The organism is Salinimonas marina, assembly GCF_015644725.1.
Lineage (GTDB): Bacteria > Pseudomonadota > Gammaproteobacteria > Enterobacterales > Alteromonadaceae > Alteromonas.
Map to the genome: position 1 here is coordinate 197221 of NZ_CP064795.1, position 15615 is coordinate 212835.

The following is a 15615-nucleotide window of genomic DNA, read 5'->3' on the forward strand; positions in this document are numbered from 1 at the left end:
CGCCTTGCCGTTCGAAAAAGGCACAAGTTGATGCTAAGGGAGGCCAGCGGTAAAACTCCAGTTTGCGGGCCGTGGTCAGCAAAATACTGTTATTAAAGGCTGCGCCAAAGCCCCTATTTTTTTAAAGAAACCAAAGTCTTTTTTAGCGTATTGCAAGCACTTTTTTCTAAAAGATATGTAAGATTATGCATTTATGAACTTAGGTATAAAACCAAAAACCTGCCGGATCATTCTGCAAGAATGGGCGCTCTCACCACCTACCAATGCCCCAGGTGTAGTCTTTATCTTGTTGTTATTAAGGGATTTTTGCAAATGGTTTGCAAAATATATTGTCTATCCACTTTAAGCCTGAAAATCAGCTTTGACCCCCAAATTATCAAAAAGGCTAATAGACTATTTTACTGGCTCGCTTATGGTTCGCGCAGTTATTCGCAAAATAAGTAATTGTGTAAATGATTCTAGCCCGTATCGATGTAGCTCGTATGACTTCGCAATGTATTCGTTCTGCCCCTTTTGTTGCATTAGCACTGGCAGGTTTTTCACTCAATGCCCACGCTAGCCAAAGTGCTCAGCAAGCATCGCATTCGTTGGTGGTCATAGACAGCACCGCGCCTGATGCGGCCTGGCTTTATGCCACCGCCGTTAAAAATGGCCATCAAGCTGTCATATTAAATTCAGAAACTTCAGGTATTGAGCAGTTACAGTCTGCGTTAGCCTCCAACGGCGGTCAAATACGTGATCTTCACCTTATTTCCCACGGGGCTGACGGCCAGGTTTTTCTGGGGTCAGATATCCTTGAAGCAAACAGCGCTTCCATGGCGAAAATGAGCGCATTGCAGCAATTCTTTGCCCCCGGGGCCGATGTAAAACTGTATGGCTGTGACATTGCCAGAACAGATTCGGGTGAATATTTTGTCAAGCAGTTAGCCGATGCCATGCAGGTTGACGTGGCGGCGTCTTCTGATACCACGGGTGGTGACAAATATGCAGCCAACTGGACTTTAGAGTACACCGTCGGCGACATTGATGAAGGGCTTTTCGCCCAGCAATCACTGTTATCCCAATATAACGGTTATCTTTCCCATTTTCGGGGCGGTGGCATCAAATGGATCCCGGTAGATGCCGACGGCGATGGTCAGGTAGATGATGTGCGCTTGTATATGACCACCGCCTGGGCTGTGGGAAAGTCAGAACTTTCTGGAAGAGCAGAGCTTACCAATGCCACCATCACCCCGGTGGAAATAACCAGTCAGGCGGTGTTAAAAACAATCAATGATCCGGACGCTGATGGTGAATATGACCTGTTGACCCAGGTATTTGAAATGTACGATGTGGATCCTGCGGTGTCGTACCAGGTCCAATACGACGGTGGCAACAGAATAGGTGGATTAAACAATAATGCGAATGGCCGATGGGACATCCAGACCCTGGTGTATACCGGCGAGGGTAACAAGCAGGCAGGGTTAGATTTACCTATTGTTTTTGAAGTCCCTAAGCAAAATGGCGATGGCAGTGTGTTAACTAACTGGACCTACCAAACTAATGTGGTGGACCCCAATGGAGATGAAATTAAGTATCGGCTGGCGAGTCTTGAAGAGCTAGGCGGCGGTTCATCGGCCAATCCGCCGGGGATTGATATAGACCAGACCACCGGTTTAATCACCTGGACTGGCTCTGGCACACGTACTGCCGGCTTGTATTCTGCCGGTTTCGTGGCTGAAGATGTTGACGCATCGGGGTCTGTAAAATCAAAAGCTCACTTTGACATCATTTTATATCTGATTAATGGCCCGGCTACCGAGAAGTTTGAATTTTCAGAAGATATTCCACAGGAAACAAAAACTGCTATCGTGTCGCCAGATACACCGTTGCTTTTTTCTATAGACGAGGTGAGCGGCTCGACGGTAACCAGTACCAATTTGGGTAATGTCCGAAACGAAAATGGGGATCTAGCCCTTTCTACATTGGACTCTGGGCAGTATCAGTTCGATGCGAATGGGCTGACCTCTGGTACCTACCCGATTACATTTCAAATTGAAGAAAATGGTAAGGTTAAAGCGTATCAGACCATTAACTTTGTAGTGCCAGACCCGCTTGGTCCACAGCTGACCTACTACCCTGGTGACGGGGCCTATTCACTCGATGGTGCCAGAACCTTTGTGGATGTGGGGCGTGATGGATTTCTTACCGATGCCGACTCCGCCGACCTGCAAGGGGGTAAACTGCGAATCGACACCACCAGAATTGACGGTGCGAATGAAATACTCAGCGTCGACAGCGCGGGTACTGGTCCAGGAGAAATCCTGGTTAATGATCCTGCAGGAACTATTGCTTATCAGGGCGTTGATTTTGCGACTATCAGTAGCTCTCAAAATGGTGCGGGAGGGCCGCTGGTTATCGACTTTACCGGTAGTACTTCGTTAGATGCGGCTGAAGCGCTCGTGCGGGCATTGACCTATGAAAATACAGCGGCTACACCTACCGATGGCCTTCGCACCTTATCTTTAGTGTTAAGTGATGAAGCTCAAAAAAGTAACCTGTTTAATACCAGTGTGACCCTGGGTTCGCTGGCGAATGATGCCCCGCAAGCCAATGGCACCTTGTCCAATCAGACCTTTTTGGAAAAAGAACCCTTTTCCTTTGCCATACCGACCAACTTTTTCACCGACAGTGACGGCGATACAATAAGTTATTCAGTAAGTGGGCTACCCGCCGGGGTTACCTTTGACGGGGCTTCGCAATCTTTTACCGGCCCCACATCGGTGATTGGTCAGCATACGGTACTAGTCAGTGCCCAGGATGGTAAAGGGGGGACCGCCACAGCACAATTTACCCTGTACATTAACGCGAATACGGCCCCTACGGTCAACAATACTATCCCTAACACCCATATTGCTGAAGATCAGCTAATGACCACAATCAATGTGGGGAGCGTTTTTAACGACCCGGAAGGCAAAGCTCTGGATATTGTGGTAACAGATTTACCAGATGGAGTAAGCTTTGACAGTCATACGCTGGAAATTTCCGGAACGCCGACGACGCCAGGAGACAATGAGGTAACTATTACCGCTACCGATACTTCTGGCGAAAGCGCTTCAACAGGATTCAGATTGTCAGTAACCAATACCAATGATGCTCCGACAGCAGGTGCTGCCCTTGTTAATCAGACCACAGACATTACCACCAGCCCGGCGACTTATCAGTTCGCGGCCAATTCCTTTTCTGATGAAGATATGAACCAGGGGCAGGCCGATAGTCTGACGTTTACGGCCGAACTGACAGATGGTGCTCCCCTACCTGACTTTATCTCATTGAATTCGGCCGACCGGACATTCACCTATGTGCATGACTGGTACGACCGGGGGACCTTTGATATTCGTGTTATTGCCAAGGATGATGCCGGTGAAAGTGTCTTTCAGGACTATACCCTGACTATCACCGGCACCAATACCAACCCGATGCGACACCACTTCGAGGGTCTGGATGTTAACGAAAACAGCAATGCGTTTTTTATGCATAATTCACTGCATTATATGGACCACGAGCAGCTGCCGGTAGACTTGGTTTACACCATTACCCAGCTTCCTGCAGCAGGCGCCTTATATAAAAATGATGCGCTGTTAAATGTAGGTGACTCCTTCACGCAGCTGGATATTGATGAGATGAATGTGGTTGAATATCGTCATGATGGCTCAGAAGATCCTACTGATACATTCTTCTTCACCCTTAGCGATGGCTTTGGTGGCTTTGTTGCCGAAGTTACTGACTTTGCGATTCGGGTAGCACCGGTCAATGATACCCCTGAAATCAATCAAGGTCTTGAAGATCAAAACGCTATCGAAGGGGTGGCGTTTAGTTACACGGTGCCTGATACGGCCTTCAGCGACATAGAAGAAGATGTGCTGACCCTGCAGGTTACCTCTGCACTACCGGCCTGGATTAGCTTTGATGGGGCCACACTAACCGGTACCCCGGGGCCAGGCGATGTGGGTGGGTTCAATGTCACGATAGCAGCGAGCGATCCGGATGGCAGCGCCGTCGACGCCACCTTTGCGCTATTTGTACTCAAAGACTCCGACGGTGATGGGGAGCCGGATAATACCGACCCGGATACCGACGGTGATGGTTTCCTGAATTCAGAAGATGCATTTCCCCTTGATGCTGCTGAATGGGTGGATACCGATCTGGATGGGATTGGCAATAATGCCGACACCAACGATGATAATGATGCTGTGGAAGATAGCCGGGATGCGTTTCCGTTAGACCCTACCGAAACTCTGGACACTGACAACGACGGTATCGGTAATAATGCAGACACCGATGATGATGGCGATAAAGTGGCCGATAGGGTCGATGTGTTCCCGCTAGATCCCACCGAGTCTCTTGATACGGATGCCGATGGCATTGGTAATAATGCCGACACGGATGATGACAACGATAATGTTGAAGATCGTCGGGACGCCTTTCCATTAGATCCGAAAGAAACGCTGGACACAGATAACGACGGTATTGGCAATAATGCAGACACCGATGATGATGGCGATGGGATGCCAGATTCTTATGAAGCGGAGCAAGGATTTGACTCCTTAGATGCCAGTGATGGTCGTCAGGATTTAGACGGTGATGGCACGATCAACAGCGAAGAGTTTTTGCAAAATAGTGACCCCTTCACTGATGAGCGTGGACCGGTCTTCGCCCCGGTAGCGCCCTTTATAATCGACGCCACCGGTACCTTTACCCGTATTACTGCGCAAATGATTGAAGAGGCGATTGAGGTGTCGGTAACCAGTGCTCTGGATGCTGACTGCTGTAAGCCAGAATTAGTTGGACTGGAAGCAGAGGGTACACAATTCAGACCCGGTCGGCATATTCTTACCTGGAAAGCCGTCGATGCTGAAGGCAATGTGGGCGAGATTGAACAGATTGTCGATATTTACCCGCAAGCTTCATTAAGTCGTGATGTACAGGTGAAAGAAGGTGCTGTAGCTACGGTAACCCTGATTTTAAATGGCGAATTGCCTGAGTATCCTGCTACTTATAACTTTACCGTGAGCGGAACCGCAGAAGGTGAAGACTACGAGCTGTCAGCACAATCATTTACTATAACCTCTGGCGCCACCGCAACCATTGATATCGATTTGACTGACGACGGACTTGGCGAAAATGTTGACACGCTAACCCTGGCTTTAGATAACCGCCATAACGTAGGGGTGAAACCTGACATTACGCTGGATATCGTTGAAACCAATGCAGCCCCACAACTGAGATTATCAACCTTTGTAGACGGTTCACCTGCGGCGGTCGTCACGCCTGAAGATGGTATTTTGGTGGTTAACCTAGACATTACCGATCCGGGCGATATTCACACTATTCAATGGGAGGTTCCTGAAGGGATTACTATTGTTGAAGATGAAAATGGTAAAGCGATTGGTATCAGCGCGATTGGCTTACCGTTAGGACCTATCGATTTAACCGTGACGGTTACTGACAATGGCAGCCCTGCGCTGTCAAGTATTGCCAATATTATTATTCCGGTGATCAGCGAGCGAGTTGCGCTCAATGGCTCAACAGATTCCGACGGTGATGGCATCAACGATGCGGATGAAGGCTGGACTGATGCTGATAGGGATGGTATCCCGGATTATCTGGATAACAATGATGTCCCTTATTTGCTGCCCGAGCGTGGCATCGTCAAAGACGCGTATATTGTTGAAGGTGATGTAGGTCTGAAATTAAAACTGGGGCGTTTGTCATCATTTAGTACCTACACCGGCGCGCAGGTTACAGAGGCCGACTTTGCTAAATTAAACATTGAGCCGGATACGATTGAAAATGTAGGTGGTTATTTCGACTTTATTGCCGAAAGATTGCCCGAAGGTACGGTGTCGATAAATGTGGTGTTACCACAGCGAGCGGCGATCCCTGAAGCAGCGGTGTACAGAAAGTATATGCCTGCTTCAGGCTGGCAGACCTATGTAGAAGATGGCAATAACATGGTTAAATCAGCTTTAGGGGAACCAGGTTATTGCCCGGAACCGGGCTCGTCTGAATACAAGCCTGGGTTAACAGAAGGAGATTGGTGCGTGCAGTTAACAATAGAAGATGGTGGTCCGAATGATGCGGACGGTGAGGTCAATGGGATTGTTCGTGACCCAAGTGGGGTAGGCAAACCAGAGATCTTTAATAGCAAAGTTGTGGTTACTTCAAAATCCGGTGGAAGCTTTGGCATGCTGTCTTACCTGGCGCTGGGGCTGGCCGTGATATGGCGTCAAAAGCGCCTGCTGCTGGCGCTAAGTCTGATGATTACCGCTACGGCGTCGCAGGCTTCTGATAAGCACAGATTGTATTTAAAAGGCGGCCTGGGTAATGCCAAATACAATCTTGATGAAAACAATATCCGTCAAAAGGTGATGAATGTTTCAGATACGGCGGTTTTTGAGAGTATTTCTGAAGACAGCAAGTCTTACTGGCTCGACTTTGGTTATCGTATTACTCCCAGGTGGGCGCTGGAGATAGGCACGGTGGACCTGGGTGAAAACCAGGTCTCCTTCACCGATCAAATTACCGAGTTTGAAATTGATACCTACCTGGGTGAGCTTGATTTTGACCATCCCAGTTCAGCCTCCGGCGAAAGTATTGCCATCTCTTATGGTCAGCAGATTAATGAGGATCTTAGCTGGAGAATTCGGGTGGGTAAGTTTTGGTACGATGCCGATTACAATTTGCAACTTGATGTTGAAGGGACGCAAATTGATACTGGTCGCGAAACGGTTTCTGATAGCGAGCTGTTTTTCGGAGGCAATTTACAGTGGCATATTGCTAAGCAGTTTTCTGTCGGTCTGACGGCCAGACGCTATGAAGTAGCAGGCAACTATGTTCGCCTGGTGGGCGTAAATATTCAGTATCAGTTCTATCAGAGATAAGAGCTGGGAATGAGTGAGAGAAGATTCAGTGCCCGGTGCGCTGGGTCTTCTTTGGCGTTAACCCCGCTATAAGACATCCCGCCCCCTATGGCGCTGTGATCTGGCCTTTAACCCAAGTAAGGCTAAGCCAAATAAGGCTAACCCAAACCCAAATAAAATAAACGCAAATAAGATTAGCCCAAACCCGCTTCGACCCACCAACCGCGTATTATAAAAATAAATAAACCGATGGCCTGTCCATAACGCCAGCTACTAACGCACCGGTAATAAACCTGCCATTACCGGTGGGGGATATACCTTATTTGACATTACTTTTAAGCCGCGGCCCTTTACAAATTTAAAGGGGCAGCGGCCGGCACGGTAACTGTGCAATAGTGTAACCTTGCAGTCTTTATCAGTTTGGTTACCGGGCCAGAATTTTGGCCAGCTCTGGTAGGGTGTTCACCTTATAATCGGGTTTTAACGCTAAGGGATACAGGACCTTGCCTTCACGGGCGATAAACGTTGCCTGTAAGCCTGCAGCCTTAGCTCCGGCGATATCCCAGCCATGGGCCGCCACCAGCATTGCCTCTTCTGCGGTTACCCCGGCCTTTTCCAGCGCCCATTGGTAAGTCCGTAAATCAGGCTTATAACGCTGAATGTCTTCCACACTGTAGCGGGCATCAAAATAAGACAAAAGTCCGGCATTCTCAAATTGGGTCTTCACGCCTTGGTTTGAAGAGTTGGTCAGGCTGATAAGGGTAAAGCCTGCCTCTTTAAGGGCTTGTAATCCGGCTTTGACATCTGGATGCGGGGGTAAGCTGCGTAAGGGAGTGACGATGGCCTGGCGCGCTTCTGCTTCACTAAGCTCAACCTCATTGGATTCTGCCACCATCAGCAATGAGGCCACGCCAATTTCGCCAAAGGTGTGAAACCGGCGGGTGGTGTTGTCCACCAATGAGTGGTGCAACATGGTTGAAAACCAGAGGCTCATTAAGTCATCCCGGCCCCCTAAGGCTTCGGTCACCGAGCTGCGCATGGAATTCAGATCAAGCAGCGTTTCATTAACATCAAAAAAGATAACCTCAGGCTGAGGGGTATCTTTTGCCTGTACACCTAAGCTGGCGAATACCAGCATTAAAGCCATGATAAAGCGCATGTGATTCTGCTCCTTTTAATAAAATGCTTTTTGAACGGATGTTCAAGATGATTGTATGTCTTCGCCGGCCAAAGTAAATACGCAGTAAAAGCCAAAACGCTGCGCTGCATAAAAATACGTTAGGCGACCGGGCCTGGTTACTCGAAAAAAAGACCGCACCATACTAAGTAAGACCTTAACCAGGGAGGCTCCTAGAATAGGTTATGGTAACCTTCTGCCGGAGATAGGTGCAGGCACCTCATGGGCAACATAAAAAACACCATCATGTTTCTATGCTCTGTGATGGCCAGAATCACCTTACCCAATATCAGCTTACTTAATAGAACGATAGAGAAGAGGGTCTGCCCCGGGCTTAGGCGACTTTGAGCAAAATTACCCCGCTGATGATAAGCAGCACCCCTAGGTAACGTAAAAATGAGGTCGGATCCTGATAAAACATCACCCCCACAAAAAAAGTACCCGCCGCGCCGATACCGGTCCACACGGCATAAGCGGTGCCGATGGGAATCTGTTTTTGCGCCAGCCATAATAAGAAGCCACTGGCCACCATAAATACCACCGCAACGATGATGCCAGAGAACCGGGTCTCCGGGGTCTGGGCCATTTTTAATCCGACGGGCCAGCCAATTTCAAGACAGCCTGCAATAATGAGATATACCCAGCTCATAATACTCCTTAATTCCGCCGATGATTATCGGGGTCAGCTGTAAAATCTGAACCCGCCTGTATCTGGTAGTGTAACTGGCGCAAAGTCTTTACAACAGCGCAATGCCGATGAGCGTCTTGTTGACAGGCTCAACAACCACCGTGTTTTATCGGTATTTATACCACCCCGGCCGTGTCTACGTGGTCTTAAGCACTATGCTCTGCGTACTTTTCACAGTACCGATAGCTCACCAACCAATATAGGGGCAATAATGTCTTCGCGTAGAATGAAAACACGCACACTCGGTAAGTCTGATTTACCGGTAACACCGGTGGGTTTAGGCTGCTGGCAGCTCGGGGGCGATTTTGGCCCGATTACCGAGGCGAGCGCTCACGAGGTGATTCACAGCGCTCTTGACGAAGGCATTCGCTTTTTTGACACCGCCGATGTGTATGGGGCGGGGCAGAGTGAACACTTTCTGGGAGAGGTGTTATCCAGCCAGTGGCAAGATGCTGTGGTGGCCACCAAATATGGCCGCTCCAAAGGGGTTTTTCCAGATGGTTACAGTTTTAACAGCATGCGGGATTCAGTGCTGCGCTCACAGGATCGGTTGCAGCGTGACCAGATAGATTTATTACAGCTGCACTGTATTCCCCATGCCCAGCTAAAACAAGGACATGTATTTGACTGGCTTGAAGAATTAAAGCTGGAAGGACAAATAAGATACTATGGCGCCAGCGTGGAAACCCTGGACGAAGCACAAACCTGCTTGCAATACGACGGGCTGACCTCGCTACAACTGATTTTTAATATGTTTCGCCAAAGCGCGGCTGACTCGTTACTGGATAATGCGTTGCGTAAGCAGGTGGGTGTCATTGCCAGAGTGCCGCTGGCAAGTGGTTTGTTGTGTGGGAAATTCGATAAAGATACCGAGTTTAACGCCTCTGATCATCGCCAGTTTAACCGTCAGGGCGAGGCCTTTAATGTTGGCGAAACCTTTGCGGGAATGGAGTACGAAACCGGGCTGAGGCTGGTCAGTGAACTGGCGCGTGACTTTAAACCTAAACATTTGAAAATGCCGGAGTTTGCACTACGCTGGATATTGGACCATCCGGCCATAAGCTGTGTGATCCCAGGGGCTAGTCGGCCCGAACAGGTGGTTCAGAATGTCACCGCCGCCACCCTGCCAAACCTGGACGCAACACTGCATCAGCGTTTAAACGCCTTTTACGAACAAAAGATAAAAGCACATATTCAAGGCCAGATTTAAACGGCCTGTGGTAGGTTGTTTGCACTAATGGCAATAATCAGAAGAAGATCCCGGACGGCAGACCCCGCCGCCCGGGATCAGCGCTTACAACGTGAAAAGCACCTTCACATCGGCATTTACCGCGGCAGCATCCACGACCCCGATCGCTTTCGGGTTACTGGCCACTTCGCTTAATACACTGGCCGCATCGTCGGTTTTTGGCGGACGCCCGCCTCCGGTGAAGGCCAGCTTGGCCCAATAGGCTTTATACTGGCTTGGTGAACGAGCCAGTACCTTTTCAACAAACTCATCCGCCGGCGCGCCTTCGGCCAGTACCGGGGTCAGTGATTTATCTTTCCCCAGAAATACCTTAGACACCTCATCCTGCGATAACGGGGCTGGGTTAGCATTATTTACCACCACCGCAATATCGGCATATACAGGCGCCGCGCACAGACAAGCCAGGGCCATCAAAGATTGTTTCATTGTTTTTTTAAATAAGCTCATGTGCAAAACCCTTAAAAGACCGTTACCAAGGCAACCTGGAATAAACCTGCATTGCGACCGTCAGCCTGCTCAGAGTTGGTGTATTCGGCTTTAAACGCGGCCGAATCATGAAAATCCCAGCGTGCACCAACCGTATAAAACTCGGCATTACGGGTGCGTGAGGCAATTGCCTGCTCAGTGACCGCGGTCAGCTGATCAAGCTGCGCATCGACACCTCGAGGTACCGCAGATAAATCCACCCCGGTTTCTGCTTTATCACGACCATAAGTACCATGCACTAAGACCGGCCCAAAGCGCTTACCCACCGATACAAACCAGGGTTCAAAGTCCCCAATCAAGGTATTATCCAGTGAGGCCGGAATGTATTCGGCTACAAACAACCAGTTTTGGTCATCATAAATAACGCCAACTTCAACACCGGTCACATCATCGTTTTTAACTTCCAGATCATCGCCTACATAGCCAAACGGTGTTTGTGCCCAGGCCGCAGACAACGGTGCCACGCCCAAATCTGAGGTCAGCTCAAAGTGTGCATAAGTGGTGCGCAAAGTCCACCAGCCGTAATTGACGCTGGCGACCGCGCTGAACACCTTGTCTACATCAAACTCGATGCCATCGGCACGGGTGGTATTTTCCTGACCATAGTAAAAACGCAGGTTCAGCATCGCCTCGCCGACGCTAAAGTCATGAATAGAAGAAATGCCGTCGATACTGTCAAAAAACGACTGGTACGCTTCTGAAGGCGGCGCAATCCAGTGATACGCGTAAGACACATCCAGATAATCAGAATACAGGTAAATAGGAATACGCTGACGGCCAACCTGTACCCGCCAGTTTTCCTGCACCTCGTAAGACAGATACGCCCAGGTAAATTGCGGATCCCAGTCTTCGATGCCCCGGGCACGAATCTGCGCCGTGGCGCTTAAGCCCTCATCCAAATCAGCATAAGCCTGCAGCGCAAAAAAAGAACCGGTTTTAAAATCAACTTCGCCGTCGGTGTAATTGCGTACTTCGGTGTCGCCGTCGGTCGGCAAGCCTGCCGCCAGGGTACCAAAACCGCTTAGCTGAACATCAGCCATAGCGTTTAATGAAAATGCCAGGCCAGCAGCCAGGGCAGAAAAAGACTTAAATTGCATCTGATATCCACAAATAATAGATTTAAATAACCAGGCGCATATTAAGCTATTTGTGGAAAAGCACTATACCTCTAGAGCATGGATAGCATAGCCATATTGATAAAGGGGTATCAACGTACATACGCAGAATATCCATAATTTAGTAACGTCACTACCAAAAAAAAGCGGTACCAGAGGGGAGCTCCGTTACCGCTTTGGCTGGGATAAAAAACAATGACTGTGCGCGTGGTTAACCGTCGCGGCTATACCCTGAACTGCCGGGCAATCGCTTCCAGTTTGGTGGCCAAATCCGCCAGTTCGGTGCTGGCGGATTCCAGCTGCTGTGAATTTCGGCTGGTTTCTTCGGTTCGCTGAAAAATAGCATCAACACTGCCGACAATGTTTTTTGAGGTCGCTTGTTGCGAATCAGTAGACTGGGCAATCTGCGCATTCATCTGGCTGATCATATTAATAGTCTGGGTGATAGTATCCAGACTTTGCCCCGCTTTATTGGCCGCCGCTACACTTTCCCGGGCCCGCTCATTGCCGCTATGCATCACATTTACTGCTGATTGCGCAGCACTTTGCAATCGTTCAATTGTTTTTTGAATCTCTTCCGTAGATTGCTGAGTCCGCGACGCCAGCGTTCGCACCTCATCCGCCACCACCGCAAAGCCACGGCCTTGTTCGCCCGCCCGGGCCGCTTCAATGGCGGCATTTAGCGCCAGCAAATTAGTCTGCTCAGCAATGCCTTTGATAACATCCAACACCTCACCAACCTGATTAGAATCATGCTCCAGCTTCTGAATGACTTCGGCAGTCTGGGCCACATTCTGAGCCAGATTTTCAATACTGGCCACGGTATCGCCGACGACCCGTTTTCCTTCATCGGCCGCTGCCGCAGCATCATTGGCGGAGGTGGCCGCTTCGGCAGCATTCGACGCCACCTGGTTAACCGAATGATTCATATCTTCCACAGCCGCTTTTGCCTGGGTCGCAGAATTTTGCTGGTTAGTGATGGTGCGATTGGTGTCGCCGGTCAGCGCATTCAGGTTCTGGGCTAAATCCGATAAGGGCAGGGTAGTATCGACAATATCTTTTACCACATTTTGCAAACGCGCCATAAAGCGGTTGAAATACGTGACCAGTTCGCCAATTTCATCTTTCGACTGAGAATCAATACGCACCGTAAGGTCGCCATTTTCTTCTGCAATGTTGCGCAGTGAGTGCACCACCTTTTGCAGTGAACCACGAATTTCAGCCACAATGGGCCAGGCGGTGGCAAATAAAATAATGGTGGTAACCAGCCCCATAATAATCCCCAGCAACATCAAAAATTGCTGAGCCTCGTTATAATCTGCAAAGGCGGTATCAAAGGCATCGGCCCGTTGCTGTTTGAACCCATTAAGCTCGCCAGTAACGGTGTCATAGCTGGTGTTCATTTGTTCCAGCTTGTCATTTAACCGGGCAAAATCTGCTGTTCCATCCAGCATTGATTGCGTAATGCCATAGGCAAGCCGGTAATACGTCTCAAATTCTGCCAAAATGTTGGACACTTCAGTATGCAGAGCCGGATCCATTTGTTGAATTTGTGCGAGGCTTTGTTCCACGGTAGCGGCCGATGCTGAGGCCTGCTGCAGAGCATCGGCATCGCCGGTGGTCACTGCACTGGCCAGCGTATCGCGCACCTTTTCCATACTTACCAAAGCGGTGGTGCTGAGCTGAAGCGCAGGAAAATCAATATTTTTGGCACTTTTAAGCTGGTCAGCATTCTGTGTGGAAATATAGCTGTTAATAAAAACGAATAAAATAAAGCTGACCGCACCAATAATCGGAATCAAAAAGATTTTTTTGGCAACAGAAAGATGTAGCAGAAAATTCATAGTAGCGTCCTGTGCAACAAGCAACCGAAACCAGATACGGTCGTTAAGAACTAATAAAATAGGGGTGAAGTCAAAAGGTTTGCAAAATCTTATCGGGATAGTGAGGCCCATATTACTGAGGTTATCGCACTATTCACCATGAAACTTTAGAATAATTTCGCCACCCTTGATTAACCTTTTGGCAGTCCTGCCTTAACTGATCAATCCTGCACGCCCCTCACGTATAACAACATTCTGCTTCAACACTATCTTTATTGGGAAGTCAGCTATGAGTGATTGGTCCAGACGTCAGTTTATCAGACTTGCCGGTTCGGGCTTATTGCTCGCCGCCAGCGCACCGGTTCTGGCAGGTATTGCCGGTAAACGTAAAATTGGTGTCGCTTTGCTGGGCCTGGGCAATTACAGCGAGAATCTGCTGGCGCCGGCACTTCAAAGCACTCAATATTGTGAGCTGCGCGGCATTGTTACCGGCAGCCCTGAAAAAATCCCCAAATGGCAAAAAAAATACGGTATTACCGATAACAATGTATATACCTATGAGACCATGCATAAGCTGGCGGATAATCCGGACATTGATGTGGTGTACGTGGTCACGCCCACCGGCACCCACAAAAATTTCGCGGTACAGGCGGCCAACGCCGGCAAGCATGTCTGGTGCGAAAAACCTATGGCCATGGATGAGCAGGAATGTCAGGCCATCATCAATGCCTGTAATAAAAACAAGGTAAAGCTGGCCATTGGTTACCGTATGCAACATGAGCCTAACACCCGTACCTTTGCCGATTATCAGCACAGTTTGCCCTATGGGCTATTACCGGTTTAAGCAGTTATGCCGGCTATGCCGGCAGTGCCCGGCCCCCTGGTAACTGGCGTATGCAGGCTGATATGGGCGGTGGGGCGTTATACGATATGGGCGTTTATGCCATTAATGGGGCGCGCTTTATCACTGGCAGGGAGCCGGTGGCGGTGACGGGTAAGCATTTAAATAACCACCCCAAAACATTTACTGAAGTGGATGCTACCACTCTGTTTACACTGGACTTTGGCGAAGGCCTGAGCGCGGATTGCGGTACCAGCGTAGTAAAAGGGTTTAACCATTTAAAAACCCAGTGTGAAAATGGCTGGTACCAGCTTAAGCCCATGCAGCAATACAGTGGGGTGACCGGCACTACCAGTGATGGTAAGCGCCTGCCACCCATCGACGGCATGCAGCAAACGCTGCAAATGGACAATGATGCACTGGCGCTATTAGACGAAGCCCCGGCGCTGGTGACCGGCGAAGAAGGACTGGCCGACATCAGGGTGGTTAATGCTATTTTTAAAGCGGCCAAAACCGGTAAGCAGGTGACCCTTTAACCGGCGCCGCGTCGCCCGGCGCTAAACCCCCAGCTCATCCGCCAGTTCGCTAAGTGAAGGTAACGATAGGTCCGGGGTCAGCCCTAGCGGATACATCATCTTGCCGGGGCGCTCAATAAAAGCAGTCTGCAAGCCGGCGGCCTTGGCACCACTTACATCCCAGCCGTGGGCCGCCACCATCAGTGACTCATGGGTATCCGCCTGCATCGTCTTAACTGCCCATTGATAGGTCTCCCCGTGGGGCTTATAACGCTTTATTGATGACACACTAAGCACGGCATCAAAATACTGGCGTACGCCTGCATTCAATAGTTGACGGTTAAGGCCCGCCTCGGCCGAATTAGAAAACGCCACCAGTGTAAACCCGCCTTGTTGAAGCCGGGCCAGCGCCGCTTTCACCTCGTCGTGGGCGGGAAGTTGGGTCATAGGTGTGGTGATGGCGTCTTTAGCCTGCTCCATGGATAGCGTTTTACCTTTACTATGGGCCACCATCACCAAGGCTGCCGCGCCAATTTCGGCAAAATCGTGGTATTGGTTGGTGGCACTGTCCACCAATGAGTGGTGCAGCAACTGGGCAAACCATACCGGTACCAGTGACTCATCGCCATCAAGTACCTCGGCAATGGCGGTTTTGACTGCCTGCATATCCAGCAGGGTTTCATTCACATCAAAAAATATGACTTTGGGAGAAGAAGCTAAGGCCATAAAAAAATCCCGGTTTATTGGAGCGTTGAAATATAAGCAAATTCTTAAAAAACAAAAATTTTACTTCCTAAACACATTCACTGTTGTATACTC

Annotated in this window: 8 protein-coding genes and 1 pseudogene; 3 read left to right on the forward strand and 6 right to left on the reverse strand. The window is 49.4% G+C overall.

Annotated elements, in window-relative coordinates; all coding sequences use genetic code 11:
- Positions 1-482: 482 nt before the first annotated feature.
- Positions 483-6923, forward strand: a complete 6441-nt coding sequence (locus IT774_RS00855) for a putative Ig domain-containing protein (protein ID WP_195810941.1) — start codon at positions 483-485, stop codon at positions 6921-6923.
- Between the two features lie 403 nt (positions 6924-7326).
- Here IT774_RS00855 and IT774_RS00860 read toward each other — a convergent pair whose 3' ends face one another.
- Together IT774_RS00860 and IT774_RS00865 are read right to left on the reverse strand one after the other, a co-directional pair.
- Positions 7327-8040, reverse strand: a complete 714-nt coding sequence (locus IT774_RS00860) for a haloacid dehalogenase type II (protein ID WP_408641206.1) — start codon at positions 8038-8040, stop codon at positions 7327-7329.
- Positions 8041-8413: 373 nt separating this feature from the next.
- Positions 8414-8728, reverse strand: coding sequence for a DMT family transporter (locus IT774_RS00865; RefSeq protein WP_195810943.1), 315 nt, complete (start codon positions 8726-8728; stop codon positions 8414-8416).
- Between the two features lie 250 nt (positions 8729-8978).
- On the opposite strand from IT774_RS00865, the gene IT774_RS00870 reads away from it, so the two are divergent.
- Positions 8979-9977 (forward strand): aldo/keto reductase, encoded by a 999-nt coding sequence (locus IT774_RS00870; RefSeq protein WP_232365059.1) that lies wholly within the window; start codon positions 8979-8981, stop codon positions 9975-9977.
- A gap of 84 nt (positions 9978-10061) precedes the next feature.
- Here IT774_RS00870 and IT774_RS00875 read toward each other — a convergent pair whose 3' ends face one another.
- The 3 genes from IT774_RS00875 to IT774_RS00885 all read right to left on the reverse strand — a co-directional run bounded on the left by IT774_RS00875 (position 10062) and on the right by IT774_RS00885 (position 13461).
- The gene (locus tag IT774_RS00875; RefSeq protein WP_232365060.1) at positions 10062-10463 is read right to left on the reverse strand and encodes a type 2 periplasmic-binding domain-containing protein; all 402 of its coding nucleotides are present in this window, start codon (positions 10461-10463) and stop codon (positions 10062-10064) included.
- Between the two features lie 11 nt (positions 10464-10474).
- Positions 10475-11599, reverse strand: coding sequence for a porin (locus IT774_RS00880; protein ID WP_195810944.1), 1125 nt, complete (start codon positions 11597-11599; stop codon positions 10475-10477).
- A gap of 242 nt (positions 11600-11841) precedes the next feature.
- Positions 11842-13461, reverse strand: coding sequence for a methyl-accepting chemotaxis protein (locus IT774_RS00885; protein ID WP_195810945.1), 1620 nt, complete (start codon positions 13459-13461; stop codon positions 11842-11844).
- 268 nt (positions 13462-13729) lie between these two features.
- Between IT774_RS00885 and IT774_RS00890 the strand changes: the two are divergent.
- Positions 13730-14817: pseudogene (locus IT774_RS00890) on the forward strand (Gfo/Idh/MocA family protein).
- Between the two features lie 21 nt (positions 14818-14838).
- On the opposite strand, the gene IT774_RS00895 reads toward IT774_RS00890, so the two are convergent.
- Entirely contained in the window at positions 14839-15522 is a 684-nt protein-coding gene (locus tag IT774_RS00895) for a haloacid dehalogenase type II (RefSeq protein ID WP_195810946.1), read from the reverse strand.
- Positions 15523-15615 lie beyond the last annotated feature (93 nt).

Coding starts and splice junctions, on each gene's coding strand:
- IT774_RS00855 (WP_195810941.1), top strand. CDS start 483: ATGACTTCGCAATGTATTCGTTCTGCCCCTTTTGTTGCATTAGCACTG.
- IT774_RS00860 (WP_408641206.1), bottom strand. CDS start 8,040: ATGCTGGTATTCGCCAGCTTAGGTGTACAGGCAAAAGATACCCCTCAG.
- IT774_RS00865 (WP_195810943.1), bottom strand. CDS start 8,728: ATGAGCTGGGTATATCTCATTATTGCAGGCTGTCTTGAAATTGGCTGG.
- IT774_RS00870 (WP_232365059.1), top strand. CDS start 8,979: ATGTCTTCGCGTAGAATGAAAACACGCACACTCGGTAAGTCTGATTTA.
- IT774_RS00875 (WP_232365060.1), bottom strand. CDS start 10,463: ATGAGCTTATTTAAAAAAACAATGAAACAATCTTTGATGGCCCTGGCT.
- IT774_RS00880 (WP_195810944.1), bottom strand. CDS start 11,599: ATGCAATTTAAGTCTTTTTCTGCCCTGGCTGCTGGCCTGGCATTTTCA.
- IT774_RS00885 (WP_195810945.1), bottom strand. CDS start 13,461: ATGAATTTTCTGCTACATCTTTCTGTTGCCAAAAAAATCTTTTTGATT.
- IT774_RS00895 (WP_195810946.1), bottom strand. CDS start 15,522: ATGGCCTTAGCTTCTTCTCCCAAAGTCATATTTTTTGATGTGAATGAA.